23 protein-coding genes are annotated in these 24,845 nt (G+C 46.7%); 11 read left to right on the top strand and 12 right to left on the bottom strand.

The window, feature by feature from the left end; translation table 11 throughout:
• Nucleotides 1-42: 42 nt before the first annotated feature.
• Nucleotides 43-327, bottom strand: coding sequence for a mechanosensitive ion channel domain-containing protein (locus QUB04_RS19505; protein WP_333286838.1), 285 nt, complete (start codon nucleotides 325-327; stop codon nucleotides 43-45).
• 350 nt (nucleotides 328-677) lie between these two features.
• Between QUB04_RS19505 and ahcY the strand changes: the two genes are divergently transcribed.
• The 3 genes from ahcY to QUB04_RS19490 all read left to right on the top strand — a co-directional run bounded on the left by ahcY (nucleotide 678) and on the right by QUB04_RS19490 (nucleotide 4,611).
• Nucleotides 678-1,955 (top strand): adenosylhomocysteinase, encoded by a 1,278-nt coding sequence (ahcY, locus tag QUB04_RS19500; protein WP_333109311.1) that lies wholly within the window; start codon nucleotides 678-680, stop codon nucleotides 1,953-1,955.
• A 168-nt stretch (nucleotides 1,956-2,123) separates the two neighbouring features.
• Entirely contained in the window at nucleotides 2,124-2,741 is a 618-nt protein-coding gene (locus QUB04_RS19495) for a DedA family protein (RefSeq protein ID WP_333286835.1), read from the top strand.
• A gap of 445 nt (nucleotides 2,742-3,186) precedes the next feature.
• Nucleotides 3,187-4,611, top strand: coding sequence for an NADP-dependent isocitrate dehydrogenase (locus QUB04_RS19490; RefSeq protein WP_333286833.1), 1,425 nt, complete (start codon nucleotides 3,187-3,189; stop codon nucleotides 4,609-4,611).
• Nucleotides 4,612-4,881: 270 nt separating this feature from the next.
• Here the strand turns inward: QUB04_RS19490 and QUB04_RS19485 are convergent, their stop codons facing one another.
• On the bottom strand, nucleotides 4,882-5,490 hold the full coding sequence (locus QUB04_RS19485) for a glutathione S-transferase N-terminal domain-containing protein (RefSeq protein WP_333286831.1): 609 nt from the start codon (nucleotides 5,488-5,490) through the stop codon (nucleotides 4,882-4,884).
• Between the two features lie 137 nt (nucleotides 5,491-5,627).
• Here QUB04_RS19485 and QUB04_RS19480 point away from each other — a divergent pair, with 137 nt between their 5' ends.
• On the top strand, nucleotides 5,628-6,020 hold the full coding sequence (locus tag QUB04_RS19480; RefSeq protein ID WP_333286829.1) for a DUF2358 domain-containing protein: 393 nt from the start codon (nucleotides 5,628-5,630) through the stop codon (nucleotides 6,018-6,020).
• Nucleotides 6,021-6,319: 299 nt separating this feature from the next.
• Nucleotides 6,320-7,492, top strand: a complete 1,173-nt coding sequence (locus QUB04_RS19475; protein ID WP_333262239.1) for a TRC40/GET3/ArsA family transport-energizing ATPase — start codon at nucleotides 6,320-6,322, stop codon at nucleotides 7,490-7,492.
• Nucleotides 7,493-7,831: 339 nt separating this feature from the next.
• Here QUB04_RS19475 and QUB04_RS19470 read toward each other — a convergent pair whose 3' ends face one another.
• The 10 genes from QUB04_RS19470 to QUB04_RS19425 form a co-directional block, all read right to left on the bottom strand.
• On the bottom strand, nucleotides 7,832-8,125 hold the full coding sequence (locus QUB04_RS19470) for a hypothetical protein (protein ID WP_333236366.1): 294 nt from the start codon (nucleotides 8,123-8,125) through the stop codon (nucleotides 7,832-7,834).
• Nucleotides 8,126-8,310: 185 nt separating this feature from the next.
• Nucleotides 8,311-8,541, bottom strand: coding sequence for a DUF5615 family PIN-like protein (locus QUB04_RS19465; protein ID WP_333286827.1), 231 nt, complete (start codon nucleotides 8,539-8,541; stop codon nucleotides 8,311-8,313).
• A gap of 34 nt (nucleotides 8,542-8,575) precedes the next feature.
• Nucleotides 8,576-8,941 (bottom strand): DUF433 domain-containing protein, encoded by a 366-nt coding sequence (locus tag QUB04_RS19460; protein WP_333053176.1) that lies wholly within the window; start codon nucleotides 8,939-8,941, stop codon nucleotides 8,576-8,578.
• Between the two features lie 165 nt (nucleotides 8,942-9,106).
• Nucleotides 9,107-9,334 (bottom strand): hypothetical protein, encoded by a 228-nt coding sequence (locus QUB04_RS19455; RefSeq protein ID WP_333107018.1) that lies wholly within the window; start codon nucleotides 9,332-9,334, stop codon nucleotides 9,107-9,109.
• A 135-nt stretch (nucleotides 9,335-9,469) separates the two neighbouring features.
• Nucleotides 9,470-9,859 (bottom strand): type II toxin-antitoxin system VapC family toxin, encoded by a 390-nt coding sequence (locus tag QUB04_RS19450; protein ID WP_333286825.1) that lies wholly within the window; start codon nucleotides 9,857-9,859, stop codon nucleotides 9,470-9,472.
• Nucleotides 9,860-9,866: 7 nt separating this feature from the next.
• Complete coding sequence (locus QUB04_RS19445; RefSeq protein WP_333142049.1) at nucleotides 9,867-10,094, bottom strand: hypothetical protein; 228 nt, start codon at nucleotides 10,092-10,094, stop codon at nucleotides 9,867-9,869.
• A 161-nt stretch (nucleotides 10,095-10,255) separates the two neighbouring features.
• Nucleotides 10,256-12,640: a DNA phosphorothioation-associated putative methyltransferase gene (locus QUB04_RS19440; RefSeq protein WP_333286823.1), complete on the bottom strand. Its 2,385-nt coding sequence runs from the start codon at nucleotides 12,638-12,640 to the stop codon at nucleotides 10,256-10,258.
• Between the two features lie 213 nt (nucleotides 12,641-12,853).
• Complete coding sequence (locus tag QUB04_RS19435; protein WP_333286821.1) at nucleotides 12,854-16,270, bottom strand: response regulator; 3,417 nt, start codon at nucleotides 16,268-16,270, stop codon at nucleotides 12,854-12,856.
• Nucleotides 16,271-16,390: 120 nt separating this feature from the next.
• Nucleotides 16,391-16,822 carry a response regulator gene (locus QUB04_RS19430; protein ID WP_333076249.1) on the bottom strand — a complete coding sequence of 144 codons (432 nt, stop codon included), beginning with the start codon at nucleotides 16,820-16,822 and terminating at the stop codon, nucleotides 16,391-16,393.
• A 153-nt stretch (nucleotides 16,823-16,975) separates the two neighbouring features.
• On the bottom strand, nucleotides 16,976-18,163 hold the full coding sequence (locus QUB04_RS19425) for a transposase (protein ID WP_333142052.1): 1,188 nt from the start codon (nucleotides 18,161-18,163) through the stop codon (nucleotides 16,976-16,978).
• Nucleotides 18,164-18,439: 276 nt separating this feature from the next.
• Here QUB04_RS19425 and purC point away from each other — a divergent pair, with 276 nt between their 5' ends.
• The 6 genes from purC (at nucleotide 18,440) to lpxA (ending at nucleotide 24,700) form a co-directional block, all read left to right on the top strand.
• Nucleotides 18,440-19,168: a phosphoribosylaminoimidazolesuccinocarboxamide synthase gene (gene purC, locus QUB04_RS19420; RefSeq protein WP_333142053.1), complete on the top strand. Its 729-nt coding sequence runs from the start codon at nucleotides 18,440-18,442 to the stop codon at nucleotides 19,166-19,168.
• A 183-nt stretch (nucleotides 19,169-19,351) separates the two neighbouring features.
• The gene (locus QUB04_RS19415) at nucleotides 19,352-21,745 is read left to right on the top strand and encodes a BamA/TamA family outer membrane protein (RefSeq protein WP_333286819.1); all 2,394 of its coding nucleotides are present in this window, start codon (nucleotides 19,352-19,354) and stop codon (nucleotides 21,743-21,745) included.
• A gap of 228 nt (nucleotides 21,746-21,973) precedes the next feature.
• Entirely contained in the window at nucleotides 21,974-22,282 is a 309-nt protein-coding gene (locus QUB04_RS19410; protein ID WP_333250555.1) for a hypothetical protein, read from the top strand.
• 46 nt (nucleotides 22,283-22,328) lie between these two features.
• The gene (gene lpxC / locus QUB04_RS19405) at nucleotides 22,329-23,183 is read left to right on the top strand and encodes a UDP-3-O-acyl-N-acetylglucosamine deacetylase (RefSeq protein ID WP_333286817.1); all 855 of its coding nucleotides are present in this window, start codon (nucleotides 22,329-22,331) and stop codon (nucleotides 23,181-23,183) included.
• An 86-nt stretch (nucleotides 23,184-23,269) separates the two neighbouring features.
• Complete coding sequence (gene fabZ / locus QUB04_RS19400) at nucleotides 23,270-23,791, top strand: 3-hydroxyacyl-ACP dehydratase FabZ (RefSeq protein ID WP_333163518.1); 522 nt, start codon at nucleotides 23,270-23,272, stop codon at nucleotides 23,789-23,791.
• 114 nt (nucleotides 23,792-23,905) lie between these two features.
• Nucleotides 23,906-24,700: an acyl-ACP--UDP-N-acetylglucosamine O-acyltransferase gene (gene lpxA / locus QUB04_RS19395; RefSeq protein ID WP_333107001.1), complete on the top strand. Its 795-nt coding sequence runs from the start codon at nucleotides 23,906-23,908 to the stop codon at nucleotides 24,698-24,700.
• Nucleotides 24,701-24,845: the final 145 nt, after the last annotated feature.

Below are 24,845 nucleotides of genomic sequence, written 5' to 3'. Positions count from 1 at the left end.
ACACAAGTAAAGATTTATTTGACTATGCAATTTAAATGCGGATTAGCTTACCCGCACTGAATTGGCAAATACGATCGCCTTCGGCACGATAACTCGCTCTCCCCGATCGCTAATAATTTGAGTTGAACGCAGCAAAATCTTTTCAACACGACCTTCAAAGCCTTCTACAATTATCCGATCGCCCAATTGAAACGGTTCGTGCAACAGCAACAATATTTCCGCTAAAAAGTATTTGAAGATGTCTGGGAACGCGAAACTAATCCCTACTGAACCAAGTCCTAACCAACTGATGAGATCTGCAGGCTGCCAAGCTGGGAACGCAATCACGCACGCGCTCAAACTGCCAGCAGCCCAAGTGAGAGTGTCAATCGATTTTCGATTTTCGATTGAAGCCTTGACCCCACGGATAAATTCGGGGGCTTGTATCCTGGATGCTTTCGGTCAAATAATTAAAAAATGCCACGCTAACACAAAAGATTGAGATCCATCGGCCGACAGGAATGTTTGACTCTCACTGTGCGGGTGACTCCCTCGACTCGTTCGCTAATCATTAAAACACAATCAAAATTTAAGATTAGCAGCGCCGACCCCGATCGAGTAAAATCACAGCACTTGCCCGCCGATGACTTAATCTGCTAAAACTAACAAAGTTTGATGATTTCTGAGAAATAACATACATGGTTGCTACATCCGTCAAGATTAAACACGAAGTCAAAGACTTGTCCCTCGCCCCCTTGGGAAAGCAACGCATCGAGTGGGCCGGCCGGGAAATGCCCGTTTTGCGGCAAATTCAAGAACGCTTCGCTAAAGAAAAGCCTTTCGCTGGCATTCGCTTGGCTGCTTGCTGCCACGTAACCACAGAAACCGCTCATTTGGCAATCGCCATCAAACTCGGCGGTGGCGACGCCGTACTGATCGCCAGCAACCCCTTGAGCACTCAAGATGACGTAGCGGCTTGCTTAGTTGAAGACTACGGCATTTCCGTCTTCGCCCTCAAAGGAGAAGACGCGGCTACCTACGAACGTCACGTCTACACAGCCCTAGACCACCGCCCCAATATTATCATCGACGACGGCAGCGACGTGGTAGCGGCACTAATCCAGCACCGCCCGAACCAAATTTCCGACTTAATCGGAACTACCGAAGAAACTACCACAGGCATCGTGCGCCTGCGGGCAATGTTGAAAGACGGTGTGCTGACTTTCCCCGCAATGAACGTCAACGACGCCGACACCAAGCACTTCTTTGACAACCGCTACGGTACCGGTCAATCTACCCTAGACGGCATTATCCGCGCTACCAATATTTTGTTAGCCGGTAAAAATATTGTGGTTGCAGGTTACGGTTGGTGCGGCAAAGGCACGGCACTGCGCGCCCGTGGTATGGGTGCTAACGTAATTGTCACCGAAATCGATCCGATTCGGGCGATCGAAGCAGTGATGGACGGTTTCCGCGTCATGCCGATGGACGAAGCAGCAACAGTAGGAGATATATTCATTACCGTTACCGGCAACAAACACGTCATTCGTGCCGAACATTTCGACACAATGAAAGACGGCGCAATTGTTTGCAATTCCGGTCACTTCGACATTGAAATTGACCTCAAATCCCTCGGCGCAAAAAGCACCGATGTGAAAACAGTCCGGTCTTTCACTCAAGAATATCACCTCAATAATGGCAAGTCGATTATTGTGTTGGGCGAAGGCCGTTTGATCAACTTGGCAGCAGCCGAAGGACACCCCAGCGCCGTGATGGATATGAGCTTTGCTAACCAAGCTTTAGCCTGCGAATATCTAGTTACGAACAAAGGCAAACTAGAGCCTGGTATTCACTCAATTCCAGTGGAAGTTGACAAAGAAATTGCCCGTCTCAAATTGGAAGCAATGGGTATTCACATTGATACCTTGACAGCCGAACAAATTGAGTACACAAACTCTTGGACTTCGGGCACTTAATCATCGTTTATGGTTCCCAGGCTGTGCCGGGGAATGAATACAAGGAGGCTCTGCCTCCCTCATGGGGAGTCGAGGCAGAGCCTCGCTTATATGCGTTCCCCGGCTGTGTCTGGGAACGATCAAAAATGAGCAAAATACAAAGTACCTATTACCAATTATTAAATCAAAATGGTTGAATGGATCACTAACACAATGCAGTCGATGGGCTATCTCGGAATTGGCCTGTTGATGTTTTTAGAAAATCTTTTCCCCCCCATACCCTCAGAATTGATTATGCCGCTGGCAGGATTCACGGCCTCAAAGGGTGATGATATGGAGTTAGCGCCGGCGATCGCAGCAGGAGTAATCGGTACAATTCTGGGGGCGTTTCCCTGGTACTATGCGGGTAAATTATTGAGCGAAGAACGCTTGAGGAATTTAGCCGACAAATACGGCAAGTGGATCACAGTATCGGGTGCCGATATTGACAAAGCAAATAGATGGTTTAACAGACACGGCAACAAAGCCGTGTTTTTGTGTCGCCTCGTACCGGGAGTTCGCACCCTAATTTCCCTGCCCGCTGGCATCAATAATATGCCTTTAATTCCTTTTTTACTATACTCAACCGGCGGCACTCTTTTATGGGTAAGTTTCCTGACTTTTGCCGGATATAAACTAGGGGAAAATTATACACTTGTAGAGGAATATCTGGGCCCGGTTGCCAAAATAGTTGTGGTGATTATAGTCATCTGGTGTATTTTGTGGATTGTGAAGAAGAATATGCAGAAGGAAAAATATCGCAAATAAAGGCAAAAGTTGTGAAAATAATCGGCGTTTATTTGCGTTCATCGCCGGCTACAATCACCATTTTGACCCCACCCAAAAACGCATACAACTTTCCGACAAAAGTCGCGAGGCGTTCAAAATTTTAGACTAAGGTTCAACCTCCCAGATTCATGTGTGGAGTAAATCTAAAAATCTAAAATCTAAAATCTAAAATCCACTGACTTGTTTCCAGCATCTTCTCAACCGTAGCGCTGAAAGATAGAGAGGGAGATTTGAGAGAAACTTCTGCTATCTTTGCTACTTTTTTAAATTGAGGTTGAAATTGGCGATCGCCCAAAAGTCAAAGTGACGGGCAGCCTATCGCCCAAAAATCCCACTTAAATTTATACAAATATTTAGGATTGGTGGAGGTTTAGGCAGATAATCGTGGCAAAATAGGGAACATTCCTATCCGCGCTGTTAAGATATGTACGAAAAGATTGTAGCCCCGACAACAGGTTCTAAAATTACTTTCAAAGACGGTTTGCCGATCGTCCCCAATGACCCAATTATTCCCTTCATTCGCGGCGACGGTACGGGCGTTGACTTGTGGCCTGCATCCCAGAAAGTCATGGATGCTGCGGTAGAAAAGGCTTACGGTGGCGATCGAAAAATCAACTGGTTTAAAATCTATGTAGGCGACGAAGCCTGCGATGTCTACGGTACTTACCAATATCTGCCCCAGGATTCCTTAGACGCCATCAAAGAATACGGAGTCGCCATCAAAGGGCCGCTGACAACCCCAATCGGGGGCGGCATTCGATCGCTAAACGTAGCTTTGCGGCAAATCTTTGACCTTTACGCTTGCGTGCGGCCCTGCAAATATTATGCTGGAACACCATCGCTACACAAAACTCCTGAACTCCTAGATGTAATTATTTACCGGGAAAATACAGAAGATATTTACCTCGGAATTGAATGGGCAAAAGGCAGCGAAATCGGCAAGAAATTGATTGAATATCTCAATAATGAGTTAATTCCAGCAACACCAGAACATGGCAAGAAACAAATTCGCCTCGATTCTGGAATCGGAATTAAACCCATTAGCAAAACAGGTTCTCAGCGTTTAGTACGGCGCGCCATTACCCACGCTTTACGGTTGCCAAAAGATAAGCAGCAAGTGACTTTGGTGCACAAAGGCAACATCATGAAATATACCGAAGGAGCTTTCCGAGATTGGGGTTATGAATTAGCAACCACCGAATTTCGCGAACAGTGCGTAACGGAAAGAGAGTCTTGGATTCTGGGCAACAAAGAAAAAAATCCCGACATTAGCTTAGAAGATAATGCTCGCCAAATAGACCCAGGATACGATGCTTTGACCCCAGAAAAACAAGCCAAAATTCGTCAAGAAGTAGCCGACGTTCTGTTTGCAATTTGGGACAGTCACGGCAGCGGCCAGTGGAAAGAAAAAATCATGGTCAACGACCGAATTGCTGACAGTATTTTCCAACAAATTCAAACCCGACCGGCCGAGTATTCGATTTTGGCGACAATGAATCTGAACGGGGATTATTTGTCCGATGCGGCCGCCGCCATTGTGGGTGGATTGGGTATGGGCCCTGGTGCGAATATTGGTGATGAATGTGCAGTTTTTGAGGCGACTCACGGCACTGCACCTAAACACGCTGGTTTGGATAAAGTCAATCCCGGTTCCCTGATTTTGTCCGGGGTGATGATGTTAGAATACATGGGATGGCAGGAAGCAGCAGACTTGATTAAGAAGGGTTTGGGAGCGGCAATTTCTAACGGTGAAGTTACTTATGATTTGGCGAGGTTGATGGAGCCGCCGGTGCCTGAGTTGAAGTGTTCGGAGTTTGCTGAGGCGATTATTAAGCATTTCGCCGATTGAGTTTGAGGGCTTTTTTTGAACGGGCTAGAAGCCCGTTCCACAAAAGTCAATTTGCTTGTGGGGTGGGCTTCTAGCCCGCCCGCTGTGGATTGAGAACGGGCTAGAAGCCCGTTCCACAACCAGTAAACTTGCTTTGTGGGGAGTAGGGGTTGGGCTTCTAGCCCGCCCGCTGTGGATTGAGAACGGGCTAGAAGCCCGTTCCACAAACAGTAAACTTGCTTTGTGGGGTGGGCGGGACGCCCTCCCGAAAATACAATTTAGATGCGGGGTTTATAATGATGGAACAGCCATTCCGCGCTCAACGGCGGGACGCTTCTGCAAAGTTTCTACCCAACGTTTGAGGTGGGGGTGGTTGTCGAGGGTTAATCCTTGAAATTCGTAAATGGCAACCCAGGGATAGGTAGCAATGTCGGCGATCGAATAGTCGCCGCAGATGTATTCATATTTTGCTAGTTGAGTGTCTAATACTCCGTAGAGGCGCAAGGTTTCTTTTTCGTAGCGCCCAATCGCATAGGGAATTTGTTCGGGTGCAAAGCGTTTGAAGTGGTTTAGCTGACCAAACATCGGGCCGACGCTGGCCATTTGAAACATCAGCCATTCCATAACTTGAAAGTATTTGTGTTTGTCTGTGGGCAGGAATCTGCCGCTTTTTTCGGCAAGATAGATCAGAATAGCGCCGGACTCGAAGACGGTGATGCCGTTATCTCGATCGACTATCGCCGGAATTTTGCTGTTGGGGTTGATGGCGATGAATTCTGGGCTAAATTGGTCGTTTTTTGTGATGTTGATGACGTGCACGTTGTAGGGTAAACCTATTTCTTCGAGCATGATCGAGACTTTGCGACCGTTGGGGGTGGTAAAAGTGTAGAGGTCAATCATAGTTGTGATGTTAAGTTGAAAGTTGGCAAGGCAGGAAATAACCCGATATACTATCACAATTTGGATGAGAATTGCGGATTTTTGATATATTGTGTTAAAATTATATTCTAATAATAGAAGAATAACGATCGCTCGAAATGGACATTCTGGAAATTCTCAAAAACGATTATCAAAGATTTCCCGATAATCAGACTTACAGCATCTATGCAAAAGATGTTTATTTTGAAGATCCGGTGAATCGATTTACCGGAGTCGATCGCTACCGCAAAATGATCGGGTTTATGGGGACTTTTTTTCAGGATGTAAATCTGGATTTGCACGGGATTTCGCAGTCGGGAGATACTATAGACACTCGCTGGACTCTGAGCTGGATCGCACCGCTACCTTGGAAACCGAAAATGGCGATCGCCGGTAGGAGCGAACTGAAAGTCAACACCGACGGTTTAATTGTTTCTCACATCGATTACTGGGACTGTTCGCGGTTGGATGTGCTCAAACAGCTTGTATTTCTTCGGAAAACTAATGTGTGAGAATTTGGCTTAGGTTTTTTAGCAATAAAAAATAGTGTTTCAAGAGCGAGATCCCTTTTTTAACCGCAGATGTTAGCAGATAAACACAGATGAACGCTGATGGATTTTTATTTGTTGCAATTGATATCTGAGATAAAGAATTTTAACTGATCTTGACATGGCAGCAATTTCGTGTGTCGCCGGAAATGCGCGGTGTTCAGCGGTGGGCGATCGCCAAAATTAAGCGCCCACTAAATTAATCTCTGTTACAGAACGTTACAATGAAGAAGTAAAGAAGTTTCAGGCGAGCTAAACAATCAATGCGCTTAATATTAATGACTGGAAAAGGCGGCGTCGGCAAAACCTCCGTAGCCGCTGCGACTGGGCTGCGGTGTGCCGAATTGGGATACAAAACCCTAGTGCTGAGCACAGATCCCGCTCACTCCTTAGCCGACAGCTTCGACATGGAACTCGGACACGATTCGCGGCTGGTGAAACCGAATTTGTGGGGAGCAGAATTAGACGCTCTCAGGGAATTAGAAGGCAATTGGGGAGCAGTTAAGCGCTACATTACTCAAGTCTTGCGAGCGCAGGGACTCGAAGGAGTGCAAGCTGAAGAATTAGCCATCTTGCCAGGAATGGATGAAATCTTCGGTTTAGTACGAATGAAGCGGCATTACGACGAAGGCGAATTTGATGTTTTAATTATCGATTCTGCTCCGACTGGCACAGCATTGAGACTGCTAAGTTTGCCAGAAGTTGGCGGCTGGTACATGAGAAAATTTTACAAGCCGCTGCAAGGCATATCAGCCGCCCTTAGACCTTTAGTTGAACCTATTTTTAGACCAATTGCGGGTTTTTCTTTACCAGACAAAGAGGTGATGGATGCACCTTACGAATTTTACGAACAAATCGAAGCTTTGGAAAAGGTTTTAACTGACAATACTGTGACTTCGGTAAGGTTAGTTACCAATCCTGAAAAAATGGTAATTAAAGAGTCTCTGCGGGCTCATGCCTATTTGAGTTTGTACAATGTAGCCACAGATTTAGTAGTAGCTAACCGGATTATTCCCGCAGAAGTAACTGACCCATTTTTCAAACGGTGGAAAGAAAGCCAGGAACAGTATCGTCAGGAAATTCACTCAGATTTCATGCCACTGCCAGTTAAGGAAGTGCCACTTTATTCTGAAGAAATGTGCGGTTTGGCAGCTTTGGAACGGTTGAAAGAAACGCTTTACAAAGACGAAGACCCAAGTCAAGTTTATTACAAAGAAAATACGATTAAGATCGTGCAGGAAAACAATCAATATAGTCTTGAACTGTATTTGCCCGGAATTGCTAAGGATCAGATCCAGTTGACCAAAACGGGAGATGAGTTGAATGTTCGGATTGGGAATCACCGCCGTAATTTGGTGTTGCCGCAAGCTTTAGCGGCACTGCAACCTTCGGGGGCGAAGATGGAGGATGATTATTTGAAGATTAAGTTTGCTTAACAGGACTTACGCACTATCAACCTAAAAAACCCGGTTTCTAGGAAAAATCGTGGATAATCCCTTGAGATATTCACGCAGAAACCGGGTTTTTGGCTCGCGTGCAGGTATTGAGCTATTCAGCAGACTTACGCCCTTCTTGTCTGAGGCGAACGGCTTCGTCAAAAGTAGGATGGTTGGGTCTGCGTTTATGAGACAGTGACTTTTGTAATGGTATCAATTCCGATTGTATGGGAATGATTTAACCGCAGAGGGCGCAGAGGGCGCAGAGTCTGCAGAAGAGAGAGATGAATAATTCCGATGTCAACGGGTTGGATATGAGATGCTGCTGGCTAGACACAATTAAAAGGGCTCAGCACGAAGGACTTCGTTTAATGCCTCATCAATCACTGCATCGCTGACACCTCGACGCTTCAAACTTGCTACTAAGGCTGTTACTGTCTCGCTCTCAAATCGTTCTAAATCAACGCGCAAACCTTGACCGATATAAGCACGAATTAATGGCTGATAACCCGAAAAACCCAACAATGGTGCAACTTTTTTTAAATCTTCCACAACATCTTCGGGCATACGAATCGTCACGCTAGTCATTGGACGGTTGCGGTTTAATCGCTGCTTTAATGCTTCAACCTTCATACTCTGCCCTCTCCTGACGAGTTGCTTTACGTGCTGAAATAATCCGAATGACATTTTCTTCACGCTCAATGTGAACCACATACAGTAGATTCCACCGACTATCTAGCCAAATCACAGTATAGGGAAAGGGATGAAAAGAATTCGACCTTCCTATTCATCAGGCTGACTCCAACAAATAAATAGTTCTAAATCATCAATGATCTTACCAATGGGTGCTGTTGCAATAACCTCAATAACTCCAAGCATAGGTAGTCCTTGATTGACTGCTCGTAGGCATACATCGTAATAGTGGCCACATCAGGGGTAAGTAAGATGCGTCCTTCATTAGCCGCCCATTCTAAAATATCTGGATCGTCAGTGTGAATCAGCCCTACATCTTGGACACGAACAATATCTAATTCAGGCAAACGTCTCACCAGCCCACGCAATATGGCTCCATTAAAATTTTCATCAGTTAGAAGGCGCACTTGGTATCGACTCCCCTTTTGACTGATAACGAGTAAGCAAACGTTGTCTCAGATCAACTAAGTTGTGTTGTCGAGAAAGTTCTTGTCTCAGTTGCTGAGATTGTTGGCTGCGCTGTTCCAAATAACTGTCAATTTCCTGACGATGGTTTAGATAGTAAGCAATGGTACTGTATATGTCTTCTAAGCGAACAACTGAATACTGAATAGCGATTTCTTCGGGAGTGGAGCCATTGTGGTATGAAGCAAGTATGCTATCTAGGGTGACTCGACTCGAACCTATACGGATACCTCCCGCTTCATCCCAACGGAAAGGAGGAGAGGTTGCTTGGAATTTTGCTGGGGCGCTCATTAGGGACATATTCTAGCTGACTTGAACTGTATCGAAACATTGTAGCAAGAAGCCTAATTCTTTGTCGGAAGGTAATGAAAGCCAACCATAATTATAGCTGTCGCTATGCTGGCTTTGCTACGAATGCAGGATAGGTTTTGTGTGCATCTGCATAAATCCTAAGTGCTACAGACATTTGCTGGCAGTTTCTCCTTGTGCCTGAAACCAAGCAAATGTTTCAGGATCGACTTGAACTTGCATAGTAATAGCCGACTGAGGCATTCGTAATTGCGCTCTAGTAAAGAACTCCTCCGATAGTGGTGGACTATCGGAAGTATCGATATCTTCATCGCTCATTGCGTCGATTCTAGCCCAGTCGGTTTGTGAGGTATTGTTCATAGCGTCTGCGTTCATAAGACAGTGACTTTCGTAATGAAATAATGCGAACTGTTTCCTCATCAAGCTCCGTGTAGACAACAACTACAATTCGTCCATCAAGTAAACCAATACCGATACTCGACTCCAACGCATTGTTAGGCTTTCTGATTGCTACGGATATGGCAATAAATTTAAGTTTTGAATGAATCGATAATCTCGTTGGTTCTTAGTGATGAAAGGGTACTCCCATACTATTGCTGTAGCTGCGATCAAGCCATCGGCAATTAGTAAGCCGTGACTTAGCCGATACAACCGTAACAAGTCAACCGCCTTATCTGAGATAGACTGGTCAATTCTAATCACGTCAAACTGCTGGATAAATTTTTCTAGAGTCTGTAACTCTACCTTGTTAGCGCAGCCAACAATTAGCTCCATTTGTGTGATTATGCTAATTGCTAATCGAGAACTTGATTTTAGTCCTTGCAAACAATTAACTGCATCAGGAATACCACGACCAACATCAATGATTATGTCGGTATCTATGATAGTTGAACTAGCCATGTGCTTTTTACCACTCGTTTTCTCGGAGATTACGTACCCAGGTAGTGCTACCTAAGTCTTGACGATCTCGCCACATTCCAATAAATGGATCGTTCATTAAATCAACATTTACTGACGAAGAGACAGGTTCATCATATATGTACTTTTGTTTTAAAAAGGCGATCAAACTTACCACTTGACTCTGTGCTTCAGCCGGCAGAGATAAAAATTCACCTAAAAACTCTTGATTTGTCATGGCTATACCTTTTAAACAGAACAAGATATCTTTGATTAAGTCTATCAATATTTTGAGATTTTGGGAACTACTCCCTTCCCGTCATGGGGTCAAAAGCAGAAATTTTCTGTGTAAAATCCCAATTTTGGGTAGTTAGGCAGAAACTTTCTCTGTTTCCATGACTATTCCTCTTCTTTTCCATCCTCTGTGCTCTCTGTGCCCTCTGCGGTTCCTTCAATCTTTCCCGCATTAACCTCAATCTTTTGCGAGTGGCGTTCCGACGCAGCTTTTTGCAGCATTTTCAACTTTTCTGGGTCAGCATTCGATCGCCAAAACAACTTATGATCCTTAATTTTAACGCAATTTTCTTCCAAACACTTCATCCATTCCCGATGTTTCTTAACTGCGCCACGATCGAGAATACCTAACTTTTCTTCTTGGCGGGTGAGTTTCGCAAACTTGTCATAATGGGGATAACTAGCAGTAACAAAAGCTTCTTTTCTTACTAAAATTGGTGGATTATACACATCAGAATAGTCTTGATAGCTCACAGAAAGGTCGCGCAAATCTATGTGCATAGAAGTGTGAAGGGCTGGATGCGGGTTAGTGTCAAAATCGGGATAAAATAAATAGGAAATCTGAGGTCTGCGAGCGTAAAATTTGATAATTGTCGCGCCGTCAAGTCTGCCAATTGTGCGGTTGGCGCAGCCTTCGTAGAGCCTGAGCAAAGGATCTAGTTCTTCTAATGCAGAGACGTGAACTGAAAGAGTACCGGGCTGTTTGTAGCCGATCGCACTATCTTCGCAGCAATCCGCAACAATATCAGGTTTGCTCAGACTATATAGCATTAAATCTGCCAAAGTGCAAGCTTTTTGATAATTGTCAAACAAACCTTTGATGTCGTTGCGGATTTGAGCCGGGAGTCGGCGCATTGAAGGTCGATCGCCCAAACCGTTCAGAGCCAGATACACCAGCAAATCTTGGCGGCGCTTGTCGGCGATTTTCTCCCAATCATCCGCATCCGTTGCTTGCAAAATCACCCTCCAAGCGCGATTAAAACTGTGAAATTCCTCCTTAATCGCCGATTCTTCCGCTAATTCGCCTTTAACCGGAAGGCGGCCTCGATCGCTCACAAAAGCCATCAAAGGAGCCAACATTTCCGCATAATCCTCAAACCGCTTAACTTGCGATCGCACCCTGGGAGTCGATAAGTGCGATCGAAACCGAGAAGCACGAAAACTTTCACCCTCCGCAGCATCCCGAAATACAAAATAAATCCCCAAAGCAACAGGAATTGCATCCACACTCAAAACTTGGTCGATATAAACCTTCAACTCTTCTTGTTCGTAATACTTCTGAAAAGTATTCCGAGAAGTAATCACCCCATCCCCGTAAGCAATTTGACCTTGTTGGCGATCGTCAATCAAAACCTGAGCCGCTACAACTAATAAATTCTTAGTTAATTCCCAAGCATTCAGCAAAGCTTCTCGTCGTTCCGCCAAAGATTCAATCACATTAATCACATAACCAATATTCACAATATCAGCACAAATTCGCGGAGTATCCGGCTGATAGTAGGGGTCCCAACCAGAAATAGCATAACCCTCTTGTGCAATATATTTAACATCCCCGCCGAAACCGCAACCGTAATCAAAAAAAGTCGCCCCGTCGATCGCTAAATCAGCTTCTAAAACCAGACGCAGAGGTTTAGAAAGCGAATTGCGTACCATTGCAGCTTTGTGCCGCTCGATCTTAGGAATTGATAGCTCACTATTCTCCTCTTTCAAACGCTCGACAACAGTATGATCTTGGATTTCTACACCGCAATATCCCAAATATTTGAGCCAACCCTCGCGAGTCCCGATAACGCTAGTATTGTCAAGCAGCCCCCACTTTTCCTCGCAGCGAGTGAGTCGAGCAAACTTTTCGTAATTGGGATAATCCGCAGCTACAAAAGTTTCCTTACGGTGCAAAACCGGGGGATTTTCGCTGTTGCTGTAATCGAAATATTTAACTTCCCCTGTTGCTAGATTAATTTGGATGCTGGTTTGCAAAGCAGGATGAGCATCTGTATCGAAATCAGGGTAAAAAAGATAAGATATTTTAGGTTGATGGAGTGAAATTTTAACTAAATTGGCTTCATCAATATTTTCGAGAGTGCGTCTGGCACAATTTTCGTAGATTCCGATGACTGGGTTGAGTGCTTGCAAAGCCGAAACGTGAACGTAAAAAGCCGTAGGTAATTTTTTCCCAACCTTGCTTTCCCGACAGCACCGAGCCACTTTTGCCACCAGATTATCTACACAAAAATTATTGATTTCTTCGGGTAAGTACGGCACAGCATTTACAGAATTTTGCTCAGAGATAGCCTCGTTTTCGTCTACACAAAAATTATTGATTTCTTCGGGTGAGTACGGCACAGCATTTACAGAATCTTGCTCAGCAATAGCCTCTTTTTCATACAATAAAAGTTCTCTAGCAAATGTCATCAAAGGCGTGAGCCGTTTTTCATCATTTTCTAATGAATCGCTATCTAAAATAGTGTTTGTACTGGGATCGTAATTCATAGCTAACTTAATTATTTTTTAAATTAACCGCAGAGAACGCAGAGGACACGGAGTGAAGAAAGAAACCAACTAAATTTCCCTATTATAATTTTTATATGTAGGATGCACCCTCCGTACCGTATCGCTTTATTTCTTAGTCTCTTAGAGAGGGACTTCGTTTTTGTAATGGCGATTTTAATCGCCGACTAATATCGACTCTGAGCGAGTAAGATATTAACCAAACATTCGAGTTTCCACAAATTCTTGAACCCGGGCTAAATGACTGGACAAACTCACTAATATGTTCTCAACCCTCTCAATATTTAACAATTCCCTCTCTGGTGGTTCAGATTGAAAGCCTCGCGCTTGATGCTCCAATTGTGCGGCCAAATCCGACATCAGAGCAACTCCCACATTAGCAGAAGTTCCTTTGAGACGGTGGGCTTGATATTCCACAGCTTGCCAATCTTTAGCTTCTAGAGCTACTTTGGCAGCAGCCATATCAGCTTGGGCGTCTGCCACAAAAGCTTGCAAAAGTCGCTCTGGTAATTTAATATTAACTCGTCCGAGTTGCTCCAATCTGCTCTTGTCGAACAGTCCGTCGTAGTCTCTATGTTCCCAAGTTTGAAGTGCGATCGCCCTTGGTGCCGGCCCAGCCACAACCTGCGCTTTTTCCACAAGTTCTGTATAATTTGTTGCTAATTGAGATGTATTTTCCGAATTAATACTTTTAACTCCATACTTATTTTCACCCTGAACATTTAGGGCTTCATACTTTTTCAGAGCCGCCGCCAAAGCATCTAAATCTACAGGTTTGCTGAGATAATCGTCCATCCCCGCCGCCAGACACTTTTCTCGTTCCCCCGGCATAGCATGAGCAGTTAAAGCCATCACAAAAGTATGCCGATCGCTTCCTTCGATTTCCCTCAACTTTTGCGCCGCTTTGTAACCGTCAAGTACCGGCATTTGACAGTCCATCAGCACTAAATCATAGCTTTTTTTAGCCAGCAAATCCAGCGCTTCTTGACCGTTGACCACGCAGTCAGCCTGATAGCCTAAAACGGCCAACTGTTCGACAATAACTTGTTGATTGATCGGGTGGTCTTCCGCCAGCAAAATTCTCAGGGATGACGGCGAATTGGGAGTAACATATTGAGAATTAACTGCTGGCAATTTGCAAGTATTAGCAGCCTCCCGCCTCCCAAACTCTCCCGTTCCCTTAACCGACGCAAGCATTGTCTCAAGCAGGCGGCTTGGCCGCACCGGCTCGATCAAATATCCGTTAAAACCCTGACTGCAAAGCGATTCAGCTTTGGGCTGTTCTCGCAAAGCAGTCATGGCGATTAACGAGCCAACTGTCGAGGTCGATCGCACTTTCCTAGCAAATTCCTCCGCATCCAACTCCGGCATTTGCAAGTCCACAAGCACCACATCCCAGCTTTTTTCCCTCTCCCCCGAATTCTGAGAAATCGCGCCCTGGGCCTTGTTCAACCAAGTCAAAGCCTCAGTAGCAGTTTCTGCCTCATCGCAGCGGGCACCCCAACTTTGAGCGAGCGATCGCACCGCTGCCCTCCTCAAAGCGCTTTCCGATACTACTAACAGCTTCTTGCCCGCAAGTTCGGGATCATGAGGCTCAACTGGCAACTGTTTTTCCAAAGGTACAGTAAACCAAAAAGTAGCACCGCTGCCTAGCAAACTGCGAACTCCAATATCGCCTCCCATCATCTCCACTAACTGCTTACAAATCGCCAAACCCAAACCCGTTCCGCCGTAAGGCCTAGTAGGAGAATCGTCTACCTGAGAAAAAGATTGGAACAGTTTTGTTTGCCCTTCTGCCGAAATTCCAATGCCAGTATCCCGCACGGAAAATAGCAATCTTGCTTCTTGTCTACCGTCTGCCTGTCGGTTGCCCTGTTTCACAGTTACGTGAACTAGAACTTGACCGCGATCGGTAAATTTTATGGCATTACCCGTCAAATTCAGCAAAACTTGCTTCAATCTGCCCGAGTCGCCCACCAACTTTCTCGGCACTGAGCTGTCTACTAAAATATTCAATTCAATACCTTTTTCTTCTGCCAAATGCGCTATAATTTCTATCACCGACTCAACGCAACTATCCAAATCAAAATTAGACTTTTCCAGCCGCATTTCTCCAGCTTCAATCTTAGAGAAATCGAGGATATCATTAATAACAGTCAGCAAATGTTCAGCACTGCGGTAAATCGTGTGAGCACAGTCTCGCTGTTTCTGTTCCAGAGGAGCGCGCAGCAGCAATTGAGCCATTGCCAAAACCCCATTCATCGGAGTGCGAATTTCGTGACTCATGTTCGCCAAGAATTGCGACTTCACCCGGCTCGCTTCTAAGGCAGTTTCCCGCGCTTCCACCAACTCATTAATCTTGTCGGCAACCATCACAATTCCCCCGACTTTCTCGTCTGGATCGTACCAAGGGTGAGCAGCCCACCGCAGGTACAGAACAGATCCGTCGGCTCGTTCCCAGGCATCTTCGCTCACAGAAACTACCTTGCCTTTGAGCACTTCTTGATACATTACTTTCCAGCGATTGGGGGTATCTGGAAACAATTCGTAATGGCTGAGATTATTCAGGGACGGCAACTCCAAATCAAATTGACTAATCCATTTTTTAGAATTAGCCATATAGCGCATTTGTGTATCGAACATCGCCATTGCTACAGGCACGCAATTAATAATTTGTCTCAGTTGCAGCCGTTCCCTTTCCAGAGCATCTTCCGCCTGTTTGCGCTGGGTAATGTCGCTAATCATGCCGGCCATCCGCAGCGGTTTTCCTTGGGAATTCCGCTGAGCTTTTCCCTGAGAAGTGCAGTAGCGGTAAAGACCGTTCGAGTGTAGCAGCCGGAATTCTACATTATAGTCTATTTCTTGTTCCAAGTGAGCGGCGATCGCGGCGACGATTCCCTCCTTGTCATCGGGGTGCAGGCGGTTGTATAGAGCTTCCATAGTCCTGCCAAATTGCTTTCGCGACAAACCGATAATTTCCAAAAGGCGATCGTTCCAATAAACCTCATTTTTACTTAAATCCCAATCCCAAATTCCGTCGTTCACTCCCTCTAAAACTAACCTGTACCGTTCCTCACTTTCCTTAAGTTTTTGACTGGCATCAAACGCCTTTGATTCGGCGCGGTAAACGCGAATGGCATTGTACAAACTGCGAGACAAACTATCGGGAGAAAGCTTATTTTTAGCAATATAATCAGAAGCTCCAGCCTTCATCAATTCCACAGCAATTTGTTCGTCGCCTTGACCTGTGAGCACAATTAAGGGAACTTTCAGCCCCGCTTCTCGTAGATTTTTTACCAAACTCAGCCCGTCTCCGTCGGGCAATCCGTAGTCCAGCAATACGCAGTCAAATTTGCACTCAAATATTTGATTTAATAGCACCCCCTTTTCTGTCTCCTCAACCTCGCTTAAAGGTTGAGATTTATTTGGTTTGGAGAGTTTGGCGGTAGCCTGAGTAGAATTTTTGCTGACCGAGAGTTGGGCCAGGGCATCCGCGCAGTCTTCTGCTTCAGTAACTTCTGCCGAAACACCAGCGGACTTGAGCGATCGTTTGATCGCCATTCGATCAACTGCATCGTCATCAACTATCAGAATTGTGAGAATTTTGTCCATAAAAACCGAATTGTGGATTACTCCGAAAAAGCTGCTGTCGAGAAAACGGAATTAAAACAACTGCATCGCTGAAAAATCACAAACCCCCCTTGAAAATTTTTTTATTAAATTTTCCCTGGTTTAGGGAATTTCGCTCAGCATCCAGTATCTGTTGAGGGTAGCCATCACTTCCACGAAGTTAGAAAAAGTCACAGGTTTAAGAATATAGCCCGCTACATTCAAATTATAAGCTTTTACTTTATCTCTATCTTCATTAGAAGTTGTGAGGACGATTACCGGAATTGACCTCAAACATTCATCCAGTCGCAATTCTTGCAAAAACTCGATCCCGCTCATTCTCGGCATATTCAAGTCCAGCAAAATCAACCGGCGCGCTTGAGGCATTGGAGGGTCTATTTTTCCTTCTCCACGTAATATTGCCAGAGCTTCTAATCCATTGGCAGCAATGTAGAGGGGGTTGACGATGTTATTTTTTTTGAAAGCTCGCCGGACGTTCATCACATCAACCTCATCATCTTCTACCAAGAGAATATGAATTTTTTTGTCTTGCATAAATCAGCCATTTTATAGATGTTTTTTAAGCGCCAGTCTCGTTGGGGAGGTTTAGCCAGCACGGATCGCGAACCCAGCAGGTTTAATCTCTATTGTCCTTTTTGACAACTCCTCGGCCTGAAGGCACGAGGATTCTTGGTTCATTGGGACTACTCATGTAGCTTCCCCTCCCCAAAATTCACGCTCGTTTTGCCCAACCGCTGTATATCCACGCTGCAACACCACTTGCGCGGCTGCAACATCTCGATTCGTTTCATAGCCACAGGTTTGACATTTATGTACCCGTTCGGATAGTTCTTTTTTGCCTGTATGGGTTTGACATCTTGGACAAGTTTGACTTGTTCCGTTCGGGTTTACAGACGCGAAGTACGCACCTCGCTTAAAGCAAACATGGCTCAAGATATTCAAGAACTGACCAAACCCTGCATCAAGCGTGTGCTTGGCACACATTCCGGCTGACATTGCTTTGAGGTTCAAATCCTCAGCAAATACTGTTTGGGCTGCGTTGCATAAATGATGTGCAGTCTTGAAATGAAAGTATGAGCGACTGTTCGAGATGTATTCGTGGTGCTTCGCTATTTGGTGATGAATTTGACGAAACTTTCTAGAGCCTTTTTTCTTGCGCGATTGTTGACGTTGCAGCAATTTCAGCTTGCGTTGTCCATCCACAAAGAATCTAGGTCTATCAATCAATTCACCATCAGAAGTTGCCAAAAAATGTTTTAACCCTAAATCAATCCCTAATCCATGTCCTGAAGGTGAGGCTTGAGGTACTTTGATATCACATTGCAAACTGAGCATGGCCGAGGAGCCAGAAGCCCTCTTAACAACGCGAATTTGCTTAACCTCAAACCCTTGAGGGATTGGACGATCCAGGTGCATTTTAACTAACCCAATCTTGGGTAGGTTGACCCAATCGGCACCATCAAACTGTTTAACGGATTCTAGATTCAATTGAGGGAACACTACGGAGCGCATCCGCTTTTTGAATCTAGGAAAACCGTGTCCTCGTTCCCACATTGCCACAAACGCTGCTTCTAGTTGGCGCAACGCCTGCTGCAAGACATGGGTGTGAGGCAATTTCAACTCAGGAATTAACTTCTTTGCTTGGGCTAATGATTTGCATTGGCCCGCAAAGGTTGGACGCGGTGCATCAGCAGGGATCATGTATTCCTGCTTCATGCTGCACGAGTTGATATCACACTTACGAGAATTAACCCAATCTTTTCGTTCTCGCAATGCAAAGTTGTAGACCTTGCGGCAAATATTGAGCCACTGGTCGAAAGTCTGGCGTTGCGTATCGGTAGGAATGAGCTTGTACTCGTAGGTTAGATTTAACATACAGCCATTGTAGAGCCGACCTGAATAAATGCAGTGCTGTTTAATGCAAAAACCTCGCTGAGAGATTCCGAGCCGAAAGTCCCCCTAGAAGGGGGAGGCTTGTATCCCATTTTTTTGGTCAAGAATCATTTATTCCGGGGCCGATGACGGTATCTACCGGCAGGTGTACTCGCCCCTCATGCTCTCAGGGGCGCAGCCGAGATCCAAAAACTCGCCAATAACGCCCGATCGAGCTACGGTAAAATCTAAAACTCATCTACCTTATTATTAATCGCCATGTCAGCCGATCGCAAACTCTACGAAGGCAAAGCCAAAATCCTCTACTCCACCGAAGACAGCGAAATTTTGCTGACCCACTTCAAAGACGACGCCACAGCCTTTAACGCCCAGAAACGGGGCAGCATCGTCGGCAAAGGCGAAATCAACTGCGCCGTATCCGCCCACCTGTTTCGGATGCTAGAAGCCAAAGGCATTCCCACCCACTTCATCGACACGCCGGCCCCCAACCAAATGCGAGTCTGTCGCGTCCAAATCTTGCCATTGGAAGTCGTAGTCAGAAACATTGCCGCCGGCAGTCTTTGCAAGCAGACCGGGCTCGCCCTCGGCACAATAGTCAATCCCCCGCTGGTGGAGTTTTATTACAAAAACGACGATTTGGGAGACCCGCTGCTGACCCGCGACCGGCTCCAGTTAATGCAGCTAGCCACCCCCGAACAAGTAGACCAACTAGAAATAGCCGCCCGCGAAATTAACGAAATACTCAAAGAATTTTTCACCGAGTGCGGCATCACCCTAGTAGACTTCAAACTAGAATTCGGTATCGACCAACATCAAAATCTGCTCCTCGCCGACGAAATCAGTCCCGACACCTGCCGCCTCTGGGACAACGCAGAAACCGACCCCGACGCCCGTGTTATGGACAAAGACCGATTCCGCCGGGACTTGGGATCGGTGGAAACCGCTTACCAGCAAGTTCTCCAACGGGTTCTAGCTCAGAAAGTCTAGAGGCTTTAACAATGCGCTACAATTGCACAGTTTGTCACCCTTGTGCCTTTGATGTCAGCTCAGCGGTCAACAGTCATCAATTAGCGGTCAGCGCGAAATTCCACCGACTTATATAACTAATGACTAATGACTAATGAATAATGACTAATGTGGTGTGTGAATTGCCCAAAAAAGTGAACAAAAATGCGTTTATCTGCTGTATTGGTGGCAGTTTTTACTGCCTCAGCAACATTCGGGTTATCAAATTCTGCAAACGGCCAAACATCCTACTCTGAATCTGCAGAGGAAGCTTTGGCTGCCGCCCGGCCCGCCCCGTCGATCGAATTACCCGATCGCCCCATTCCAGAATTAACCCAAAACCCTCCTCAAAACCGCAAAGCCGCTAAAACCGGCAAAGGGGAAGCCCTAACAATAGCTACGGCCCCTGACAGAGGACAAGGCGAGGAGCCCCCAAACCTAGTCACAGACCCGCCCTCCCCGGTTTCACCTCCGCTCCTTCAACTCCAACCCCAGCTAGCATCCAACCCCTCCCCCGCCTCTAGCAGTCAAAACGCCCTGCCAGAGGCACAACAGGACAGCTCGCTCCCCCCATCGGAAGCGGCGGTAACGCCCGCCTGGATCGCAGCAGAGCTAGGGAAACCAGAGGAATCAGGGACGATCGTTCAAAACGCCCAAGTTCCGACAATACCGGCCCCGACCAGACCGGCCCCGACCAGAGCGCCCACCGACACCGTTCCCCCATTGCCCCCTGGCCCAGCACCGCGGCCCAGACAAACGCCCGCACCCGCTGGGGCGGCAGAACCGCAAGTGCTAGTTGCAGAAGTTACAGTCACCGGGGCGACGGAAGACTTGGAAAGCGAAATTTACCGAGTCATCAGCACCCAACCGGGACGCACGACCAACCGCAGCCAACTGCAACAAGACATCAACGCCATTTTTGCCACGGGCTTTTTTAGAAACGTGCGGGCAGTACCGGAAGACACCCCGTTGGGCGTCCGGGTGACTTTTATTGTGCAGCCAAATCCGGTATTGCGGGGAGTGACAATCACCGGTCAGCAAGTGCTGCCCCAAAGCGTAATTGACGAAAGCTTCCGCGATCAATACGGCAAAATTCTCAACCTCCGCCGCTTTGAAGAGGGAGTGAAAAAAATTAATGCGTGGTATCAAGAGAACGGCTATGTTTTGGGGCAAATCACTGATGCCCCGCAAGTAGCAGACGACGGCACTGTCACCCTGGTAGTGGCAGAAGGCCAGATCGAATCCGTTGATGTCCGCTTCCTGAACAAGGAGGGAGAGGCAACAGATGCCACGGGTCAGCCGATCGGAGGCAACACCCGTCAGTTTGTCATCACCCGCGAAGTAGAACTCAAGCCCGGAGACATCTTTAACCGCACCAAGGCGGAAAGAGATTTGAGACGGGTGTTTGGTTTGGGAATTTTTGAAGACGTGCGACTTGCCTTGGAACCGGGAACGACTGACCCCCGCAAGGCAAGGGTAATTGTCAACGTCATTGAGAAAAATACCGGTTCTCTAGCAGCGGGTGCGGGTTTGAGTTCCGCGACGGGTTTGTTCGGTACGGTGAGTTACCAGCAGCAAAACTTGGGCGGTAGGAACCAGAAGTTGGGCGCTGAGGTGCAAATCGGGGAACGCCAAAATCTGTTTGACGTGAGTTTTACAGATCCCTGGATTGCGGGCGATCCTTACCGGACTTCTTATACGATTAATGCGTTTAGAAGACGATCGATCAGCGTGATTTTTGACGGCGGCGAACGGGAAGTCAGATTGCCCAACGAGGATCGACCCCGCATCAATCGCACCGGGGCCGGCATCAATTTCACCCGTCCCCTGTCGGCCAATCCTTTTGCCGATTCTGAGTGGACTGCTTCAGTCGGCTTGCAGTACCAGCGAGTCTCAATTACCGATCGCAAAGGCAGGCGCGAATCCGAGGACGAACTCGGCAACCTGTTAAGTTTTAGCGATTCGGGTTCGGATGACTTGACAACTTTGCAAGCAGGTGTGGTACGCGATCGACGCAACGACCCCCTCCGCCCCACTAGCGGTTCCCTGCTCAGATTTGGGATGGAACAATCGATTCCTGTAGGTTCCGGCAGCATCCTCTTAAACCGCCTGCGGGCCAGCTACAGCTTGTACCTACCAGTCAAGTACACTAACTTTACCGCCGGCCCTCAAACCCTGGCATTCAGTTTTAGGGGCGGCACCGTATTCGGAGATTTGCCTCCCTACGAAGCCTTTGCCTTGGGCGGCGCCAACTCGGTGCGCGGATACGACGAAGGCGACATGGGAGCCGGCCGCAGCTTCCTAGAAGCCAGCGTTGAGTACCGTTTTCCGATTATTTCCTTTCTCGGCGGAGCGCTATTTTTGGATGCTGGCACTGACTTGGGCACGGGCGAAGATGTCCCAGGCGACCCTGCAGGTATCCGTGGAAAGCCCGGTAGCGGTTACGGTTATGGCCTCGGCGTGCGGATTCAATCTCCTTTAGGGCCGATCCGGATCGATTACGGTATCAACGACACTGGCGACAATCAAGTTCACTTTGGAATTGGTGAGCGATTTTAATTAACGAAGAGTCATTAGTCAGCAGTCATTAGTCATTAGTTAGGAGTAAGAGGTAATTGCTAATGGGTAATTGCTAATGGGTAATTGCTAATGGGTAATTGCTAAGCTGCGTCTGGGCCCACCCTACCAATCATGTCTAAGGTGCGCGGCCCGGCGCACCCTACGGGTTAACTACTGTGACGCTGTTGCAGTTGCTACAATCGTAGAGAACCTTACCACCTGCCCAAGATGAGTCCATTTTTTCCGATATTGCAATTTACTCAAATGCTGTTAGCAGAAACTAGCTCTTGTCATACTGTCGGACCGTCGGAGTTGATCGCGATCATTGCTCTAATGGGGGGACTTTTAACCTTTGCTGCTACAGCTAGTGTGCCATCTATGTCAATTATGATACCCGCCGTAGTAGCAAAGGTTCTAGGAGGTCTTGCAATTGGAGCTAGCATCACCTCGATCATAGTGCCATTCCAGTCATTTTTAGATATCGCGGCTGTGGTGGCTGTAGTCGAGGGCGTTAAGCACATCTTAGGATGTGGTTAAGGAGTTAACTACGGTTAACTTCCTTGTTCATTCTTCCTTCTTCCAAATGACTATTCACACCCTAAAATCTGAATTTGAACTGTCGGGAATTGGTTTGCACAGCGGCGAACAAACTCGCGTCCGAGTTTTGCCGGCTGCGGTTGGGGAAGGCCGCTATTTTGTCAGAATTGACTTGCCTGGTGCTCCGATAATTCCTGCAAAAATTGAGGCAGTTTGTCAGACTGCACTTTCAACGGAACTGGCAGGTATTGATGCTCAAATTCGCACTGTAGAGCATTTATTAGCCGCTTTGGCGGGGATGGGAGCGGATAATGCTCGAATAGAGGTTGATGGGCCGGAAGTGCCGCTGCTGGACGGTTCGGCTCAGGTTTGGGTAGAGGCGATCGCCCATACCGGCTTAGTTCCTCAAGAATCGAAGCAAGCCCCCACTCCCTCCTGCGTCCTAGAACAGCCAATTTGGGTGCGCCACGGGGATGCTTTTGCAGCGGCTTTACCCTCAGCCGAAACTCGATTTAGTTACGGAATTGATTTTGAGGAACAGGCGATCGGCAATCAATGGTACAGTTGGTCGCCAGAAGCAGAAAGTTTTGCTAGCGCGATCGCCCCAGCCCGCACTTTTGGACTTGCTCGCCAAGTTGACCAATTGCGACAAGCAGGTTTGATCAAAGGTGGTACCCTAGAGAACGCCCTAGTTTGCGATCGATCCGGCTGGCTCAACCCGCCTTTGAGATTTGCCAACGAACCAGTGCGCCATAAAATCCTAGACTTAGTAGGCGACCTCAGTCTGCTCGGAACTTGGCCAAAAGCTCACTACTTGGCTTACAAAGCCAGTCACAACCTGCACGTCCAACTCGCCCAAGCCCTGAAATCGGAAGCTCTAGCTACCCTAGATAAAAGTTAGGAAAAAACAAGGTGATATTCTGTTAAGATTGCATCTTCCTTCTGACTTCTGCCTTCTGCAATACCACACTCAAAATTCTTCAAGAAATGTCTACGCTGACTGAAGTTAACACCCTCAATACTGCTAATTCTGAATCCGTCTCCACCAAAAACGGTGAAGATTCTCCAGCGGTTAAATCTACTTTTACTCTCGAAGAAGTTCAGAAATTATTGCCTCATCGCTATCCTTTTGCACTGGTTGACAAGATTGTTGATTACGTGCCGTCCGAGAAGGCTGTAGGAATTAAAAATGTGACTTTCAACGAACCACATTTTCAAGGGCATTTCCCCGGACGGCCGATTATGCCTGGAGTATTAATTGTCGAAGCGATGGCTCAAGTTGGCGGTATTGTTCTGGCTCAGTTGCCTGACATCAAGCAAGGATTGTGGATGTTTACCGGAATTGATCAAGTCAAGTTCCGTCGTCAGGTTGTACCGGGCGATCAGTTGCTGATGACTGTAGAATTGCTGTGGGTAAAACGCCGCCGCTTTGCAAAAATGCAGGCTCTGGCTGAAGTAGACGGACAAAAAGTTTGTGAAGGGGAATTGACTTTTTCGATGGTAGATTAAATTGGGGAATTGGTAACGGGTAATTGGTAATTTATAACTAAGAACAGCCAACAGACAACAGCCAACAGTCAACAGACAACGGACAACAGCCAACTGACAACTGACAACTGAAAAATGCTTACTTTGATTCACCCAACTGCTGTGATTCATCCCCGCGCTGAACTTCACCCGACTGTAGAAGTGGGAGCTTATGCTGTAATTGGGGAAAGAGTGAAAATCGGGCCGGACACTAAGATTGGCGCTCATGCAATTATCGACGGGCTAACAGAAATAGGCGCTCGCAATCAAATTTTCCCCGGTGCGGCGATTGGTTTGGAACCTCAAGATTTGAAATACGAGGGTTCTCCGACTAGGGTGAAAATTGGCGACAGCAATCAAATTCGGGAATATGTGACAATTAACCGCGCTACTGGAGCCGGGGAAAGCACGACAATTGGCAATCATAATCTATTGATGGCTTATGTTCATGTGGGACACAATTGCGCGATCGCCGATCGAGTAATTATCGCCAATGCTGTAGCCTTAGCCGGACACGTTAAAATCGAGTCTCAAGCCCGATTGAGCGGTGTTTTGGGCGTTCACCAGTTTGTCCACATCGGCCGCTTGTCTATGGTGGGTGGCTTGAGCAGGATCGATCGAGACGTACCTCCTTATATGCTAGTCGAGGGGAATCCTTCGAGAGTGCGAGCAATCAACAAAATAGGTCTCGAACGCGCTGGTTTTACAGCAGAAGATTTGCTAGTTTTGAAGAAAACTTTTCGTATTCTATACCATTCTGGCTACACTCTAAATCAAGCTTTGGAACAGTTGGATTTGTTGCCAGAAAACGCCCACTTGCAGCACCTGCGGAGATTTGTGCAGCAGTCTATAACCAAAGGCCGGCGCGGTTTGATTCCTGGCAAGAAGTAAATGAGGCTTATATTAATTCTTTCGCGCCAGAAGAATTAGTATTATTGAACCGCGAAGACGCGAAGGAAACGAAGGAAGAAGTAGAAGAAGTAGAAGGAAGCTGTAGGGTGCGTCAGTCACCACCTAGAGGTAACTCAAAGAGTTT

It is taken from the genome of Microcoleus sp. D2_18a_B4 (assembly GCF_036702475.1).
Taxonomy (GTDB): Bacteria; Cyanobacteriota; Cyanobacteriia; order Cyanobacteriales; family Microcoleaceae; genus Microcoleus.
This window is presented reverse-complemented; position numbering and strand designations above follow the sequence as displayed.

What these genes read in the sequence shown, in the direction of transcription:
- QUB04_RS19415 (WP_333286819.1), top strand. Translation starts at nt 19,352, where the DNA reads ATGCGTTTATCTGCTGTATTGGTGGCAGTTTTTACTGCCTCAGCAACA.
- QUB04_RS19425 (WP_333142052.1), bottom strand. Translation starts at nt 18,163, where the DNA reads ATGTTAAATCTAACCTACGAGTACAAGCTCATTCCTACCGATACGCAA.
- QUB04_RS19435 (WP_333286821.1), bottom strand. Translation starts at nt 16,270, where the DNA reads ATGGACAAAATTCTCACAATTCTGATAGTTGATGACGATGCAGTTGAT.
- QUB04_RS19445 (WP_333142049.1), bottom strand. Translation starts at nt 10,094, where the DNA reads ATGACAAATCAAGAGTTTTTAGGTGAATTTTTATCTCTGCCGGCTGAA.
- fabZ (WP_333163518.1), top strand. Translation starts at nt 23,270, where the DNA reads ATGTCTACGCTGACTGAAGTTAACACCCTCAATACTGCTAATTCTGAA.
- QUB04_RS19450 (WP_333286825.1), bottom strand. Translation starts at nt 9,859, where the DNA reads ATGGCTAGTTCAACTATCATAGATACCGACATAATCATTGATGTTGGT.
- QUB04_RS19480 (WP_333286829.1), top strand. Translation starts at nt 5,628, where the DNA reads ATGGACATTCTGGAAATTCTCAAAAACGATTATCAAAGATTTCCCGAT.
- QUB04_RS19460 (WP_333053176.1), bottom strand. Translation starts at nt 8,941, where the DNA reads ATGAGCGCCCCAGCAAAATTCCAAGCAACCTCTCCTCCTTTCCGTTGG.
- ahcY (WP_333109311.1), top strand. Translation starts at nt 678, where the DNA reads ATGGTTGCTACATCCGTCAAGATTAAACACGAAGTCAAAGACTTGTCC.
- QUB04_RS19470 (WP_333236366.1), bottom strand. Translation starts at nt 8,125, where the DNA reads ATGAAGGTTGAAGCATTAAAGCAGCGATTAAACCGCAACCGTCCAATG.
- QUB04_RS19410 (WP_333250555.1), top strand. Translation starts at nt 21,974, where the DNA reads ATGAGTCCATTTTTTCCGATATTGCAATTTACTCAAATGCTGTTAGCA.
- QUB04_RS19490 (WP_333286833.1), top strand. Translation starts at nt 3,187, where the DNA reads ATGTACGAAAAGATTGTAGCCCCGACAACAGGTTCTAAAATTACTTTC.
- QUB04_RS19475 (WP_333262239.1), top strand. Translation starts at nt 6,320, where the DNA reads ATGCGCTTAATATTAATGACTGGAAAAGGCGGCGTCGGCAAAACCTCC.
- QUB04_RS19485 (WP_333286831.1), bottom strand. Translation starts at nt 5,490, where the DNA reads ATGATTGACCTCTACACTTTTACCACCCCCAACGGTCGCAAAGTCTCG.
- lpxC (WP_333286817.1), top strand. Translation starts at nt 22,329, where the DNA reads ATGACTATTCACACCCTAAAATCTGAATTTGAACTGTCGGGAATTGGT.
- QUB04_RS19455 (WP_333107018.1), bottom strand. Translation starts at nt 9,334, where the DNA reads ATGAACGCAGACGCTATGAACAATACCTCACAAACCGACTGGGCTAGA.
- QUB04_RS19495 (WP_333286835.1), top strand. Translation starts at nt 2,124, where the DNA reads ATGGTTGAATGGATCACTAACACAATGCAGTCGATGGGCTATCTCGGA.
- QUB04_RS19440 (WP_333286823.1), bottom strand. Translation starts at nt 12,640, where the DNA reads ATGAATTACGATCCCAGTACAAACACTATTTTAGATAGCGATTCATTA.
- QUB04_RS19430 (WP_333076249.1), bottom strand. Translation starts at nt 16,822, where the DNA reads ATGCAAGACAAAAAAATTCATATTCTCTTGGTAGAAGATGATGAGGTT.
- lpxA (WP_333107001.1), top strand. Translation starts at nt 23,906, where the DNA reads ATGCTTACTTTGATTCACCCAACTGCTGTGATTCATCCCCGCGCTGAA.
- purC (WP_333142053.1), top strand. Translation starts at nt 18,440, where the DNA reads ATGTCAGCCGATCGCAAACTCTACGAAGGCAAAGCCAAAATCCTCTAC.